General features: G+C 65.1%; 11 protein-coding genes and 1 pseudogene. All 12 read right to left on the bottom strand.

Annotated elements, in window-relative coordinates; all coding sequences use genetic code 11:
* Positions 1-91: 91 nt before the first annotated feature.
* The 12 genes and pseudogenes from PMN64_RS10515 to PMN64_RS10460 all read right to left on the bottom strand — a co-directional run bounded on the left by PMN64_RS10515 (position 92) and on the right by PMN64_RS10460 (position 14,018).
* Positions 92-1,318 carry an ABC transporter substrate-binding protein gene (locus PMN64_RS10515; protein ID WP_411780626.1) on the bottom strand — a complete coding sequence of 409 codons (1,227 nt, stop codon included), beginning with the start codon at positions 1,316-1,318 and terminating at the stop codon, positions 92-94.
* Between the two features lie 149 nt (positions 1,319-1,467).
* A pseudogene (locus PMN64_RS10510) lies at positions 1,468-2,609 on the bottom strand (hypothetical protein).
* A gap of 243 nt (positions 2,610-2,852) precedes the next feature.
* Positions 2,853-3,593, bottom strand: a complete 741-nt coding sequence (locus PMN64_RS10505) for an SDR family NAD(P)-dependent oxidoreductase (RefSeq protein WP_411780625.1) — start codon at positions 3,591-3,593, stop codon at positions 2,853-2,855.
* A gap of 198 nt (positions 3,594-3,791) precedes the next feature.
* Positions 3,792-5,327 (bottom strand): amidophosphoribosyltransferase, encoded by a 1,536-nt coding sequence (gene purF / locus PMN64_RS10500; RefSeq protein ID WP_411780624.1) that lies wholly within the window; start codon positions 5,325-5,327, stop codon positions 3,792-3,794.
* A 25-nt stretch (positions 5,328-5,352) separates the two neighbouring features.
* Positions 5,353-5,988, bottom strand: a complete 636-nt coding sequence (locus tag PMN64_RS10495) for a CvpA family protein (protein WP_026192677.1) — start codon at positions 5,986-5,988, stop codon at positions 5,353-5,355.
* A gap of 205 nt (positions 5,989-6,193) precedes the next feature.
* A complete protein-coding gene (gene radA / locus PMN64_RS10490) occupies positions 6,194-7,705 on the bottom strand; it encodes a DNA repair protein RadA (RefSeq protein WP_411780623.1) in 1,512 nt (503 codons plus the stop codon).
* 96 nt (positions 7,706-7,801) lie between these two features.
* On the bottom strand, positions 7,802-8,416 hold the full coding sequence (locus PMN64_RS10485; RefSeq protein WP_028344785.1) for a hypothetical protein: 615 nt from the start codon (positions 8,414-8,416) through the stop codon (positions 7,802-7,804).
* 173 nt (positions 8,417-8,589) lie between these two features.
* On the bottom strand, positions 8,590-8,877 hold the full coding sequence (locus PMN64_RS10480) for a hypothetical protein (RefSeq protein ID WP_225159092.1): 288 nt from the start codon (positions 8,875-8,877) through the stop codon (positions 8,590-8,592).
* A gap of 452 nt (positions 8,878-9,329) precedes the next feature.
* Positions 9,330-10,055 carry a sulfite exporter TauE/SafE family protein gene (locus PMN64_RS10475; protein WP_411780622.1) on the bottom strand — a complete coding sequence of 242 codons (726 nt, stop codon included), beginning with the start codon at positions 10,053-10,055 and terminating at the stop codon, positions 9,330-9,332.
* A gap of 285 nt (positions 10,056-10,340) precedes the next feature.
* Positions 10,341-11,111 carry an exodeoxyribonuclease III gene (locus PMN64_RS10470; protein WP_411780652.1) on the bottom strand — a complete coding sequence of 257 codons (771 nt, stop codon included), beginning with the start codon at positions 11,109-11,111 and terminating at the stop codon, positions 10,341-10,343.
* 30 nt (positions 11,112-11,141) lie between these two features.
* Complete coding sequence (alr, locus tag PMN64_RS10465) at positions 11,142-12,467, bottom strand: alanine racemase (RefSeq protein ID WP_411780621.1); 1,326 nt, start codon at positions 12,465-12,467, stop codon at positions 11,142-11,144.
* Between the two features lie 48 nt (positions 12,468-12,515).
* Positions 12,516-14,018 (bottom strand): replicative DNA helicase, encoded by a 1,503-nt coding sequence (locus PMN64_RS10460; protein WP_028344789.1) that lies wholly within the window; start codon positions 14,016-14,018, stop codon positions 12,516-12,518.
* Between the last annotated feature and the right edge of the window lie 84 nt (positions 14,019-14,102).

Genomic DNA, 14,102 nt, shown 5'->3' with positions numbered 1-14,102 from the left:
CAGCGTCGAACCCGGAATCTCGAGATTCCCCGATGCGCAATTGCGCATCTGAGGTTCGCGCGTTGCGCGCCCCGGAATGACCGCTACGCGGTCACTTCTTCACCAGCGGACAGTCGCTGGCCTCAAGCGGCTTCGCGGCGTCTTCCGGCGCGATCGTGGCGATCAGCTTGTAATAGTCCCAGGGGTATTTGGACTCTTCGGGCTTCTTCACCTCGAACAGATAGGCCGGAATCAGGCGCCGGCCGTCGGCGCGCAGCGGGCCCTTGCCGAACAGCGGATCGTCGGTCGGCAATTCCTTCATCTTGGCGACGACCTTGGCGCCGTCATGCGGATTGCCGCCGAGCGCTTCCATCGCCTTGAGATAGTGCAGCACCATCGCGTAGTTGCCGGCCTGGGTCATCGACGGCATTGCGTTCTTGTTGGCGAGGGCGGAGAACCGCTTCGACCAGGCGCGGGTCTGGTCGTTCATGTCCCAGTAGAAGGATTCCGTGAACGTCAGGCCTTGCGCGGTCTTCAACCCGAGCGAATGCACGTCGTTGATGAACAGCAGCAGCGCCGCAAGTTTTTGGCCGCCGGAAACGATGCCGAATTCGGCCGCCTGCTTGATCGCGTTGGTGGTGTCGCCGCCGGCATTGGCGAGGCCGACCACCTTGGCCTTGGACGATTGTGCCTGCAGCAGGAACGACGAGAAATCGGCGGTGTTGATCGGATGCTTGACGCTTCCGAGCACCTTGCCGCCATTGGCGTTGACGACCGCGGTGGTGTCGCGCTCAAGCGCGTGGCCGAATGCATAGTCGGCCGTCAGGAAGAACCAGGTGTCGCCGCCGGCCTTCGTCAGTGCCTTGCCGGTGCCGTTGGCCAGCATGTAGGTGTCGTAGGTATATGAAATCGTGTTCGGCGTGCAGGCCTTGCCGGTGAGGTCGGCGGTCGCCGCGCCCGAATTCAGCAGGACGATGTTCTTTTCCTTGACGAGATTGTTGACCGCAAGCGCCACGCCGGAGTTCGGCGTATCGGCGATCGCATCGACCTTCTCGTTGTCGACCCATTGCCGAGCGATGTTGACGCCGACGTCGGGCTTGTTCTGGTGGTCGCCACTCAGGACGTCGATCTTCCAGCCCTTCTTGAGCAGGCCGGAATCCTCCACAGCCATCTTGATCGCGACCACCGAGTTCGGTCCGCCGATGTCGGCATAGAGGCTCGACATATCGTTCAGCACGCCGATCTTGACGGTCTTGTCCTGCGCGAACGCAGAGGTTGAGAAGCCGAGTGCGGCGCAAGCAAGAAGCGCGGCGCAGCGCCGCGCAAACGTCGTTGTCATGAAATTCCCTCCACTGTCTAAAGCCCGGACAGCCCTCTTGCGGAGCCTTTTTGCCGGTCGCTCAAGTTCCCGCTTACCCTTTCCCGGGGGAGGCGGCAATCCGCCTAAAGCCGGGTGGGCCTGCGTCGAAGCGTCATCCGGTGAAACCCTTACTTGAGCGCGTCGGAGGTCAGCTTGAATTTCTGGATCCGCTTTCCGGTGTCGACCTCGGCGGTATAGACGTTGCCCTTGGCGTCGACCGCGAGCGCGTGCACCCAGTGGAATTGCCCGGCGTTGCGGCCGTTGCGGCCGAAGCTGCCGACCACCGCGCCGTCGTCACGCCTGATGATGCGGATCTCGTTGTTCTCGCCGTCGGCGGGGAGAGCAGGTAGGTCTGCTTGGGATCGGGCCAGAGCGCGATGTCCCACACCGCGCCGTTGCCGAGCGTGCTCTTCTCGAAGAAGAACTCCTTCACGAAGCTGCCGTCCTTCCTGAACACCTGGATGCGGTTGTTGATGCGGTCGCAGACATAGACCAGTCCGTCATTGGCGATTTTCACGCAGTGCACGGGATTGCCGAACTGCTGCGCGACCTGCGCCTTCGGATCGTAGGGCGGCTGCTTGGCGTCATCGGGCTTGTTGCCATAGGCGCCCCAGTGCCGCTTGTAGGCGCCGGTGGTGGCATCGAACACGATGACGCGCCGGTTGCCGTAACCGTCGGCGACGTAGATCTCGTTGGCCTCCTTGTCGATCGCGGTCTCTGCGGGCTTGCCAAGCTGTGTGGTGTCATTGCTGCCCTTGCTCGGTGCGATCGAGCCGATCTGCGCGACGAACTTGCCGTCGAGGGTGAACTTGAGGATCGCATTGTCATTGTCGGCGTTGCCGCCGATCCAGACGAAGCCGCGCTCGTCGACCTCGATGCCGTGCTCGCGGCCAACCCACTCATAGCCGTCACCCGGACCGCCCCAGGACCGCAGCAGATTGCCGTCAGCGTCGAATTCGAGCACCGGCGGCGCCGAGATGCAGCATTTCGAGCGCGGCGGGTTGAGGCTCGCGCCCTTTTCGTCGTCGGTCAGCGAGCGCGGCCGGTGGATCATCCAGATGTGGCCCTGCCAATCCACCGTGATGCCGCCAACCTGGCCGAGGATCCAGTTGTTCGGCAGCGGCTTTGGCCAGGACGCATCGACCGCGAAGGTCGGGACATCGCCGGCGCTGGCGGGCACGTGCAGAGCGAGAAGGGCCGATGATGCGATGCAGGAGGAGAGAAACAATCCGGACAGAATGGAGCGCGCGCGATTGAACGTCGGCGTCATTGGTTGCCTCCCGAGATTTTTCTTGGCGGTGGTTCCGCTGGGGAGCGCAGTCAATCGTGGGGAGGAGAAGGAGTCAATCGCAAGGGAAAGGCAAGCCGACGCGTCATAAAAGGTGTCATCGCCCGGCTGGACCGGGCGATCCAGTACGCCGCGGCGTCTCGATTCAAACGCTATCGTCTCTGGAATACTGGATCCCCGCATTCGCGGGGATGACAATCGAAGGCGCGGCCCGCCTGCAACTCCTCACGCCGGCGGCTGGAAGGTCCGCAGCGTGCGCGCCTTGTAGTCGTAGAGCTTGCCGGTCTCGGTCCACGCGGGCGAACACATCGGCACGATGAATTCGGCGGCCATGTCGGGCGTATCCAGCGTCATCGGGTCTTCGCCGGGAAACACCTGCGCGCGCATCCGGGTGCGGATCGGGCCGGGGCTGAACAGGTTGACGCGGAGCTTTGTGTTGGCGGTCTCGTTGGCCCAGGAGCGCACCAATGCCTCCAGCGCGGCCTTCGAGGCCGCATAGGGGCCGAGATAGGCGTTGGCCTTGTGGGCCACGCCCGACGTCACGAACACCGCGCGGCCGGCGTCGGACTGGCGCAGCAGCGGGTCCATGCAGCGGATCAGCTGGAAGTTGGCGGTGACGTTGATCGCAAATACGTCGTTCCATGGCTTCAGCTCGATATGGCCGAGCGGCGACGACGGCCCTGCGGTGCCGGCATTGCCGACCAGGATATCGAGCTTGCCGTGGCGCTCATGCAGCGCGAGGCCGAGCCGCGCGATGCCGTCGTAATCGGTGAGCGAGAGCGGCACCAGGGTGGCGCTGCCGCCGGCCTTGCGGATCTCGTCGTCGAGTTCTTCCAGCCCGCCTTGCGTGCGCGCCACCGCCACGACATGCGCGCCGGCTTTGGCGAGTGCGACCGCGGTCGCATAGCCGATGCCGCGCGAGGCGCCGGTCACGAGGGCAATCCGGGAGGCGAGGGGTTTTGTCATGTCTGTCCGTCCGTGGTCTGGCGGCGGGTATTACAGACAGAAATGGCCGGGACAAGCCCGGCCGTGGCCAAAACACACCGTCATTCCGGGATGGTCCGAAGGACCAGACCCGGAATCTTGAAATTTGAGGCAAGAACGCAAGACAATTTCGAGATCCCGGGTTCGATGCTGCGCATCGCCCCAGGATGACGCTTCGCGTCAGCTCGCCTCCGCCAGCAGCGAGAGCTGGCGCGGCGGCGCCTCGGTTTCGCTCTGGTCGGTCAGGTGGGTCGGGTAGGCGCCGGTGAAGCAATGGTCGGCGAATCTCGGATTTGCCGGGTCGCGCCCCTCATGGCCCATCGCGCGGTACATGCCGTCGATCGACAGGAAGGCGAGCGAGTCGGCGCCGATGATGTCACGCATCTCCTCGAGCGAGTGAGTCGCGGCGAGCAGGCCGCCGCGGTCCGGCAGGTCGATGCCGTAATAATCAGGATAGAGGATCGGCGGCGAGGCGAGGCGGAAATGCACCTCGCGGGCGCCGGCGTCGCGCATCATGCGCACGATCTTCTTCGAGGTGGTGCCGCGCACGAGGCTGTCATCGATCAGGATGATGCGCTTGCCCTCGATCGCGGCGCGGTTGGCCGAATGCTTCATGCGCACGCCGAGCTCGCGCACGCTCTGGGTCGGCTGGATGAAGGTGCGGCCGACATAGTGGTTGCGGATAATGCCGAGCTCGAACGGCACGCCGGAATACTGGCTGTAGCCGACCGCGGCGGGCACGCCGGAATCCGGCACCGGCACCACGACGTCGACCTCGGGATGGCTCTCGCGTGCGAGCTGGGCGCCGAACGCCTTGCGCACGTCGTAGACCGAGCGGCCGCCGACGATCGAATCCGGCCGGGCGAAATAGATGTATTCGAAGATGCAGGGCCGGGCCGGCTTCGGCGGGAACGGCTTGTGGCTGTGCGCGCCGGTCTCGTCGAACACGATGATCTCGCCGGGCTCGATGTCGCGGACGTATTTCGCGCCGATCATGTCGAGCGCGCAGGTCTCCGAGGTCAGGATCGGACGGCCGTCGAGATCGCCGAGCACCAGCGGGCGGATGCCGAGCGGGTCGCGCGCGCCGACCAGCTTCTTGTTGGTCAGCGCGACCAGCGCATAGGCGCCTTCGATGGTGCGCAGCGCCTCGATGAAGCGGTCGATGAAGCGGGTGCGCTTGGACTGCGCCACGAGATGCAGGATCACCTCGGTGTCGGTGGTCGACTGCATCATGGCGCCGCCCTTGACCAGCTCGCGGCGCAAGGTCAGGCCATTGGTGAGGTTGCCGTTGTGGCCGACCGCAAAGCCGCCGGCGCTGAGCTCGGCGAACAGCGGCTGCACGTTGCGCAGGATGGTGCCGCCGGTGGTGGAGTAGCGGACATGGCCGACCGCGGCGTTGCCGGGCAGGCGCTCGATCACCTCGCGGCGGGAGAAGGCGTCGCCGACCAGGCCGAGGCGGCGTTCGCTGTGGAAGCGGCTGCCGTCGAAGGAGACGATGCCGGCAGCTTCCTGGCCGCGGTGTTGCAGGGCGTGCAGGCCGAGTGCGGTGATCGCGGCGGCCTCGGGATGGCCGAAGATGCCGAACACGCCGCATTCCTCGCGGAGCGTGTCGCCATCGAGATCCGGGTGATATCTGAGAGGGTCTTGTAGTTCGAGCGGGCCGAGGTCGAGATCCATTTGGTCGGTATGATCCGAAGGGGTCTGCATCTCGTTCATCGCCTCTCGTAAGGGCCCAAATAGTTTATCGGCCCGCGGGTTTCTCGATCAGCTTCTTCAAGCTGTCACGCGCAGGTTTGCTATAGCCATCACCCGACGCCGGCGTCGCCTGATCATTGGTATCGGCCGCAGAATCGTCGTCTGGCTTATTCTTCTTGAACTTCTTTAAGATGGTGTTCTCGGGGTCGTCAGGCAAGAGCGACATCAGCCAATCCCCGGTTCCCTGCAGCACCACCCGGGACTTCGCCCCGGTCACCCAATCGGGCCGCTGCTTGTCCGGAACCAGCCAGGTGAAGAACATGAACGCCACGACCACGATCAAAAGGCCGCGGGCGAGCCCGAACAGGAAGCCGAGGGTGCGGTCGAGCGCGCCGATCCGGGAATCCAGGATCATGTCCGAGATCCGCACCGTGACGATCGAGACCACGATCAGCGTGCCGATGAAGACGCCGGCCACCACGACCACGGCCGCAACCGTGTCGTTGTTGAAGTAGGTCTTGGCGGTCGGCAGAAGCTTCGAGAACGCATACAGCGTGACCAGCGCGGCGGCGCCCCAGGCCGCGATCGACAGGATCTCGCGCATGAAGCCGCGCACCATCGCGAGCAGGCCCGAAATCAGCATCACGCCGAGCAGGACGAGATCAAGTATCGTTATGGGCATCGGCTTGTCAGGTCCGCTGGGTACGTTTCGGTACGCTGTTAAGGGCTTACGTTGTTAAGGGCTTACGTTGTTAAGGGCTCTCGCGAATCGGCAAAGTCGGTGCCGTCCTAACTGAGGCGCATTGGGGGCATCCGGCAAGGCCAGAGCGCCACCTGTCCCGCGCGGCGGATGTATAGCGGCGGGGGGCTGATACGTCACGCCCGCTTTAGCCGGTCTCGCGACGGAATCGGGCCGGTGTGGCATTTTTCTCAGCCGCATCAGGGCCTCCGGAGCCGCCCGGGTCGCGCCGGTCGCCTCGCGGTGTTCCCCGGTCGCCTCTTGGCGTTCCCCGGTCGCCTCTTGGCGTACCGCGTGCCGCAATTTCGGCGACCAGCGTGGTGAGATTGCCGACGCTGTTGAGGGTGAGCCCTGAATCGCCGCCGCTCTCGCCGCGGGCCGATTCGGGCAGGATGGCGCGAGCGAAGCCGAGCTTGAGGGCCTCCTTGAGCCGGGCCGGGGTCTGCGCCACCGGTCGGATCGCGCCCGACAGCGAAATCTCGCCGAAATAGACCGCATCCGTCGGCAGCGGCGCATTCACCAGCGAGGAGACCAGCGCGGCAGCCGCGGCAAGGTCCGCGGCCGGCTCCTGGATGCGCAGGCCACCGGCGACATTGAGATAGACGTCATGTCCGGACAATTTGACGCCGCAATGCGCTTCCAGCACCGCGAGCACCATCGACAGCCGGCTCGGATCCCAGCCGACCACGGCACGGCGCGGCGTGCCGAGCGAGGTCGGCGCCACCAGCGCCTGCAATTCGACCAGCACCGGACGGGTGCCTTCGATGCCGGCGAACACCGCCGTGCCGGGGCTGCCGAGCTCGCGCTCGGAGAGGAACAATTCCGAGGGGTTGGTGACCTCGCGCAGGCCGAGACCGGTCATCTCGAACACGCCGATCTCGTCGGTTGCGCCAAAACGGTTCTTCACCGAGCGCAGGATGCGGAACTGCTGCGAGCCTTCGCCCTCGAACGACAGCACCGCATCGACCATGTGCTCGACCACGCGGGGGCCGGCGATCTGGCCGTCCTTCGTCACATGGCCGACCAGGATGATCGCGGCACCGGTCTTCTTGGCAAAGCGAATGAGGGCCTGCGCGGAGGCGCGGACCTGGGTCACCGTGCCGGGCGCGGATTCCACCGTGTCGGTCCACATGGTCTGGATCGAGTCGATCACGATCAGGCGCGGCACCGCGCCTTCCGACAGCGTCGCTACGATGTCCTCGACCGAGGTTTCCGAAGCCAGCTGCACCGACGCGTCCGCGAGCCCGAGCCGTTCGGCGCGCAGCCGCACCTGGGCGACCGCCTCTTCGCCGGAGATATAGACCGCGCGGTGGCCGGCACGCGCCATCATGCTGGTCGCCTGGGTCAGCAGCGTCGATTTTCCGATGCCGGGATCGCCGCCGACCAGCAGCACCGAGCCGCGGACGAAGCCGCCGCCGGTGACGCGGTCGAGCTCGGCCATCCCGGAGGACAGCCGCGGCGCGTCCTGGGTCTTGCCGGACAGCGATTCCAGCGCAAACGTGCGCCCCTTGCGCTTGCTGCGGATCGAGACCGGCACCGAGCCTGTGGTGTCTTCCTCGGCCAGCGTGTTCCACTCGCCGCAGGAGTCGCACTTGCCCTGCCAGCGATTATACGCCGCACCGCAGTTCTGGCAGACGAAGGAGAGGGTGGATTTGGCCATGGAGCAGGTGAGTCGCGCTATCGAGCACGATGCATAACACGGTTCGGCCGCCGCGCACGATCCATCGAAGACGGAGCGCCCGATGGCGGGGCCGGCTCAGCGCGAGAACACCCGCGTTCCGCCCGGCCAGCGCGGCTTGTCTCCGATCGGGCTTGCGCCGATTTCCCAGCCGACGCCGCCCCACAGCACGTCGACGGCACCAAGCTCTCCGGCGCTGTCGCGGACGTAAAACACGTTCGGCTTGGCGCTGACTTCCAGCGGGCCGGTGCTGCCGCTGGGCTGTCGCCTCAACGCGCACCAGACGTCGGCCAGCCTGCTCTCGTGGCTCTGACCCAGTTTGGCGAGGATCTCCTTGTCGCTCGAGGCTGCGCTGAGGATGAAGGTCTGCAACGATGCGCCGGCGCTATCGTCCTCGACCTTGTTCGTGAAGCGCTGCGCGAAGGTCGCGCCCAACCAGGAAATCCTGACCGGCGCGCTCGAGGCGATGTCCTCCTTGAAATGTTCCCGCGCGACGAATTTTTCGGCGTGGGGAATTGCCGAGGTCGACGACGGATCGGACGGTTCCTCGCTTTTCGGCTGCAGGGAACATGCGACGCGGTCAGCGGCGGCAACGGCACCCGGTTGTCCCGGTCTTGTATCGTCTGCCGCGACGCTCAAACCTTGTGCCGCCAGAAACACGGTCAACCACAGGGTGAGGCTTGGCTGGCGCATCTTGTTGTTGTCCCTGAATCCGCTGTGCTTGCGGAGACAGGGTAAACCGCATCTTGCAGATGTAAATCAAAGATCAGGTTTCTGGTTAAGGATAAAAAGTAAGTTCAACTACAGCGAGAATTTGAATCAAATGCGCTTTCGCGCAAGGGAACCGCTCTCGCTTGCACGCGCGGTCAAACGTGGAGGTCCCGCCTCGACAGCAGCAGCGGCGGATTCTCGCGCGGCGTCAAACTCGTCGGCAGAGCCCGGCAGCATCTCGCCTGCGCGCGCAACGGATCGCTCCAGCTCCAGCGAACCCGCCAGGACGGATTGTTGGCGTAGGCCGGAATGCGCCAGACCCAGATCGTCTCGTAAACGCTGTCGCCGAACTGCGCGACATCGGGCTTTGCCGTCGGCCAGAACGCCGAGCCGGCAACCGCCAACGTCACAATCGCTGCAGTCGTGATCATCATCTTGCGCATCGCGCGCCTGCCTTTCCCGCCTGTCGTGGGCTTTGACAACCCGCGACTCCCAATGCTTCGACTTGCGATCTCGAATTCGTCAGGCCGACATCGGCGACATCAGGCGCCGGGCTCTGCGCCCGATCTGCACGCCATGTGTCGCTGAACTCGTGTCGCCTGAACTCTCGGGACTCGCATCCGGGTCGTCGATCAACCCTGTGATGCCTGCTGGAGCAAAGTTCTTTTCCGCAAACGATCAAGTGCAAGTAATGAGATTGTCATAAACGCAGTGGCCGGATGGTGGCAATCCGGATAACAACGGAAGGTGAGCGCTCAACAAAACTCTTTCGGGGTACACGCCACCCGATGCGCAAAGCCCCGTAGAATTACGTCGTCATCGGGAGGATGTTGGTGTTCGTCACGGTGAAATCCGTTTGCCCAAGGCCTGGTCTCACGCAGTCGATGTCGGAATTTTACTGCGTCATTGCAGACCGCAGCAACGCCGTGCCCGCCGCCAGCATGATGCCGTCCATGATCAGGCGGAATGACTCCGGCTTCAGCTGCAGCACGAAGCGCTTGGCGATGAAGGCGCCGGCCATCAGCGAGGCGCCGGCGATCAGGCCCTTCAGTGCGATGTCCGGCGTCAGTGCGCCGAAGCGCTCGAACGTCACCGACTTGCTGACATAGAGCCCGAGCGAGCTTGCGGCTTCGGTGGCGAGGAACGCGCCCTTGCTGAGACCGTAGAACAGGAACAGCGGCACGCTGAGCGGACCGGTCGAGGCCACGATGCCGGTGAGATAGCCGATGAGAGCGCCGCCGGTTGCAAGATGCCAGAGATTGGCCTTCAGCCTGTGCCGAGCCAGCCAGTGTCGCACCGGCACCATCGCGATCAGGAATACGCCGATCGCGATATCGACCGCATGCGAGGGCAGGGCGAGCAAGGTGCGCGCGCCGAGTGCGGCGGCCGGAATGCCCGTGATCGAATAGGCGATGCATGCACGCCAGTCGACCTCGCGCCACCAGGCGAGGATGCGCGACAGATTGGCCATCACGGCGGCGACGGCCATGATCGGCACCGCCTGCTTCGGCCCGTACTGATAGACCAGCACCGGCATCAGCATGATCGACGAGCCGGTGCCGACGATGCCGGAAATGGTGCCGGCGACCAGGCCGACGATGAGGACGAAGAGGAAGCCCACCTGCGCGCTCCGGTGAGGTGTGATCGCCCCATACCTCTGAGTTGCCCGACCGCGCAAGCCCCCGCAGCTCGCGCAACAAACTCGATGTCGTCCCGGCGCAGGCCGGGACCCATAGCCACCGAAGGTGATTGTTGCACGACGCTGGGGCCACAGCTTTCCCTACCAAGCCAATCCTGTGGTTATGGGTCCCGGCCTGCGCCGGGACGACGGCGGTGTGTGCGGCATCAGCCGGTCCACGTCGCGAACACCATCATGCTGATTGTCACGAGGCGCGATGCCGGTGCATCACCTCAACACCACCCACGCCGGCGCGTGATCGCTGGCGCCGTCCTCGCCGCGGATGGCGCGGTCGACGCCGGCTTTCACAAGCCGCGGCGCCACTGCGGGGCTGAGCAGGAGATGATCGAGCCGGAGACCTGCATCGCGTCGCCAGCGCTGGCGCTTGTAGTCCCAGAAGGTGAACATCGGTGCGTCCGGATGCAGGGTGCGGATCGCATCGCACCAGCCCTGATCGACCAGCGCCTTGAAGGCGGCGCGGCTCTTCGGCTGGATCAGCGCATCCTTGTCCCAGGAGCGCGTCGGGTAGATGTCGAAGGGCGTCGGCGCGACATTGTAGTCGCCGGCGAGCACCACCGGGACGTCCTGCTTGAGCAGCTTGGCGGCGTGGATGCGCAGCCGCTTGAACCAGGCGAGCTTGTAATCGAATTTCGGCCCGGGCTGCGGATTGCCGTTCGGCAGATAGAGGCTGGTGACGACGATGCCGCGCACCGCGGCCTCGATGTAGCGCGCTTCATGATCGCCGGCATCGCCGGGCAGGGCGGTGCGGATCAGCACCGGCTCGGCCTTGCGCGCGAGGATGGCGACGCCGTTCCAGGTCTTCTGTCCCTGCCACACCGCGCCGTAGCCGGCCTGCTCGATCGCGGCCGCGGGAAACTCGGCGTCGCTTGCCTTCAGCTCCTGCAGGCTGACGATGTCGGGCTTGGCGGTCTTGAGCCAGCGCAACAGGTTGGGCAGGCGGCGGTTGACGTTGTTGATGTTGAAGGTCGCGATCTTCATGCGCACCGGCAATCGCGAACCTTGATCATGTCAGGTGGACGTCGCCGTTGGCTCGGCGGCCGGCAATGGCGGCGGCGCAGCGGGCGCTGCTGTTGGCAAGGCTGGCGGCGCTGCGGGCGCGGCAGCCGGCTCGCTCGTCTCGGCGACCGCGTCGCTTCTTTCGGCGACCGTATCGCTTCTCGCGGCGACGGCATCGCCGCCCTTGTAGATGCGCACGAAGCGGCGGCCGAGGCTGGTCAGCACCTCGTAGCCGATGGTGCCGAAATGATGCGCGACCTCGTCGACCGTGATGCCTTCGCCGATCAGCGTCACCATGTGGCCGCGCCGCACGGCATTCTTGTCGAGGTCGGTGACATCGACCGCGATCAGGTCCATCGAGACGCGGCCGGCGATCGGGCAGCGCTTGCCGGCGACCACGACCTCGGCGCCGCGGGTGCCGTCATTGGCGCTGGCGGCGCGGAAATAGCCGTCGGCATAGCCGGCGGAGACAATCGCAAGCCGGGTCGGCCGGCGCGCGGTCCAGGTGCCGCCATAGCCGACGGTCTCGCCGCGGTCGATGTTGCGGATCTGCACGATGCGCGCCTTGAGATCGACCACCTGCTGCATCGGGTTGTCGGCCTCCGGCGTCGGATTGACGCCATAGAGCGCGCAGCCCGGCCGCACCATCTCGAATTGGAATTGCGCGCCAAGAAATACGCCGGAAGAATTCGCCAGCGAGGCCGGCACGCCGGTGAACAGGCTCGCGATCTCGCGGAAGCTCGCAAGCTGCTTGGCGTTGGCGGGATTGTTGAGCAATTCGGCGGAGGCGAGGTGGCTCATGACCAGCGTAATGCCGTGGTCGCCGGCATTGATCCGCGGGATGATGCCCTGCGCCTCGCTGACCGTGAGCCCCAGCCGGTTCATGCCGGTGTCGATATGGATGGCGGCGCCGCCGGACCAGCCGGAGCGGCGGCAGAACACGTCCCATTCGGCGAGCTCGTTGAGATCGCCGATCACCGGCTTGCAGTCGATCCTGGCATAGGCGTCGCCGCCGTTCTGGAAGAAACCGCCGAGCGAATACACCGTCGTCTCGGGAGCGGCCGCGCGCACCGCGGCGGCTTCCTCGACGCTGGCGACGAAGAAGGTCTTGCAGCCGGCCTTGGCCAGCGCCCGCGAAACCTGCTCGGCGCCGCAGCCATAGGCGTTGGCCTTGACCACGGCGGCGCATTCGGCCGGCACCGCGGTCTTCTCGAGCTTGCGCCAGTTGGCGATGATGGCGTCGAGGTCGATGGTGAGGATACCGCTGGCGGTCGGGTGGGCCGCCAGCAAACTGGCCTCGGGTGTCAGCTGCGATTTCGCGTCAGTCACGATGTTCATGGCTCAGTTGTACGCGGGTGCCCTGCGTCGTTCAACCGAGTCCGGATCTCAGTGGCCGTGATCCGGAACCTGACCGTCGGGTGCGAGGTCGCCGAAGCGCGTGACGCTGGCTTCGAAGTGCAGATCGACCGTGCCGGTCGGGCCATGGCGCTGCTTGCCGATGATGACTTCGGCCTTGCCGTGGGCAAGGTCCATGTCCATCTGCCACTTCTCATATTCCGGCGTACCCGCGCGCGGCTCCTTGTTGGCGAGGTAGTATTCCTCGCGATAGACGAAGATCACGACGTCGGCGTCCTGCTCGATCGAGCCGGATTCACGCAGGTCGGACAGCTGCGGCCGCTTGTCGTCGCGGTTTTCGACCTGACGCGACAGCTGCGACAGCGCGATGATCGGAACGTTCAGTTCCTTGGCCAGCGCCTTCAGGTTGGTGGTGATCTCGGTGATTTCCTGCACGCGGTTGTCGTTGCCGCGTTTGCCCGAGCCCTGCAGCAGCTGGATGTAGTCGATCACGATCAGGTCGAGGCCCTTCTGGCGCTTGAGCCGTCGCGCCCGCGCGGTGAGCTGCGAGATCGAGAGACCACCGGTTTCGTCGACGTAGAAGGGCAGCGATTGCAGCTCGATCGAACAGTCGCGGATCTTCTCGAAATCCAGTTCGCTGATGCCGCCGCGGCGGATGTGGCTCGAGGGGATGCCGGTGCGCTCGGCGAGAATACGGGTGGCGAGCTGTTCGCCGCTCATTTCGCAGGAGAAGAAGCCGACACAGCCGCCATTGACTGCCTTGGTGGTGCCGTCCGCCTGGACCTCGGGCACATAGGCTTTGGCGATGTTGTAGGCTATGTTGGTGGCGAGCGATGTCTTGCCCATGCCGGGACGGCCGGCGAGGATGATGAGGTCGGACGGCTGCAGGCCGCCCATCTTGGCGTCGAGGTCGCGCAGACCGGTCGAGATGCCCGACAGCTTGCCGTCGCGCTGGAACGCCTTCGCCGCCATGTCGACCGCGATCGTCAGTGCCTGTGCGAAGCGCTGGAAGCCGCCGTCATAGCGGCCGGTTTCTGCAAGGCCGTAGAGCTGCCGCTCGGCATCCTCGATCTGGGCGCGCGGCGCGAAGTCGACCGGCGCGTCGTAGGCGACGTTGACGATGTCCTCGCCGATCTGGATCAGGTTGCGGCGCAAGCTGAGATCGTAAACGGTGCGTCCGTAGTCCTGGGCGTTGATGATGGTGGTCGCTTCGGCGGCAAGCCGGGCGAGGTATTGGCCGACCGTCATGCCCCCGATGTCGAGCTCGGCCGGCAGGAACGTCTTCAAGGTCACGGGGTTCGCGACCTTGCCCATCCGGATCAGGCTTCCGGCGGTTTCATAGATTTGCTGATGGATGGTCTCGAAGAAGTGCTTCGGCTCCAGGAAATCGGAGACCCGGTAGAAGGCGTCGTTATTGACCAGGATCGCGCCCAGCAGGCCCTGTTCCGCTTCGATGTTGTGCGGCGCACTCCGGTAGGCCGGGGATGCGGCGTCGGGCGCGAGCTTGTGGACGTTCGAATCAATCAAGGCCATGGACGAGCTTATTCTTCTGATTTCGTCGTTACTGAGATTTTCGGATGTGGGGCCGCGATGAAGCGCCAGCCCGGCACGAAGCGA

The organism is Bradyrhizobium sp. UFLA01-814, assembly GCF_046718885.1.
Taxonomy (GTDB): domain Bacteria; phylum Pseudomonadota; class Alphaproteobacteria; order Rhizobiales; family Xanthobacteraceae; genus Bradyrhizobium; species Bradyrhizobium elkanii.
This window is presented reverse-complemented; position numbering and strand designations above follow the sequence as displayed.

Excerpts from the sequence above, each read along its gene's own strand:
- PMN64_RS10515 (WP_411780626.1), bottom strand. The coding sequence starts at position 1,318 with ATGACAACGACGTTTGCGCGGCGCTGCGCCGCGCTTCTTGCTTGCGCC.
- PMN64_RS10505 (WP_411780625.1), bottom strand. The coding sequence starts at position 3,593 with ATGACAAAACCCCTCGCCTCCCGGATTGCCCTCGTGACCGGCGCCTCG.
- purF (WP_411780624.1), bottom strand. The coding sequence starts at position 5,327 with ATGAACGAGATGCAGACCCCTTCGGATCATACCGACCAAATGGATCTC.
- PMN64_RS10495 (WP_026192677.1), bottom strand. The coding sequence starts at position 5,988 with ATGCCCATAACGATACTTGATCTCGTCCTGCTCGGCGTGATGCTGATT.
- radA (WP_411780623.1), bottom strand. The coding sequence starts at position 7,705 with ATGGCCAAATCCACCCTCTCCTTCGTCTGCCAGAACTGCGGTGCGGCG.
- PMN64_RS10485 (WP_028344785.1), bottom strand. The coding sequence starts at position 8,416 with ATGCGCCAGCCAAGCCTCACCCTGTGGTTGACCGTGTTTCTGGCGGCA.
- PMN64_RS10480 (WP_225159092.1), bottom strand. The coding sequence starts at position 8,877 with ATGCGCAAGATGATGATCACGACTGCAGCGATTGTGACGTTGGCGGTT.
- PMN64_RS10470 (WP_411780652.1), bottom strand. The coding sequence starts at position 11,111 with ATGAAGATCGCGACCTTCAACATCAACAACGTCAACCGCCGCCTGCCC.
- alr (WP_411780621.1), bottom strand. The coding sequence starts at position 12,467 with ATGAACATCGTGACTGACGCGAAATCGCAGCTGACACCCGAGGCCAGT.
- PMN64_RS10460 (WP_028344789.1), bottom strand. The coding sequence starts at position 14,018 with ATGGCCTTGATTGATTCGAACGTCCACAAGCTCGCGCCCGACGCCGCA.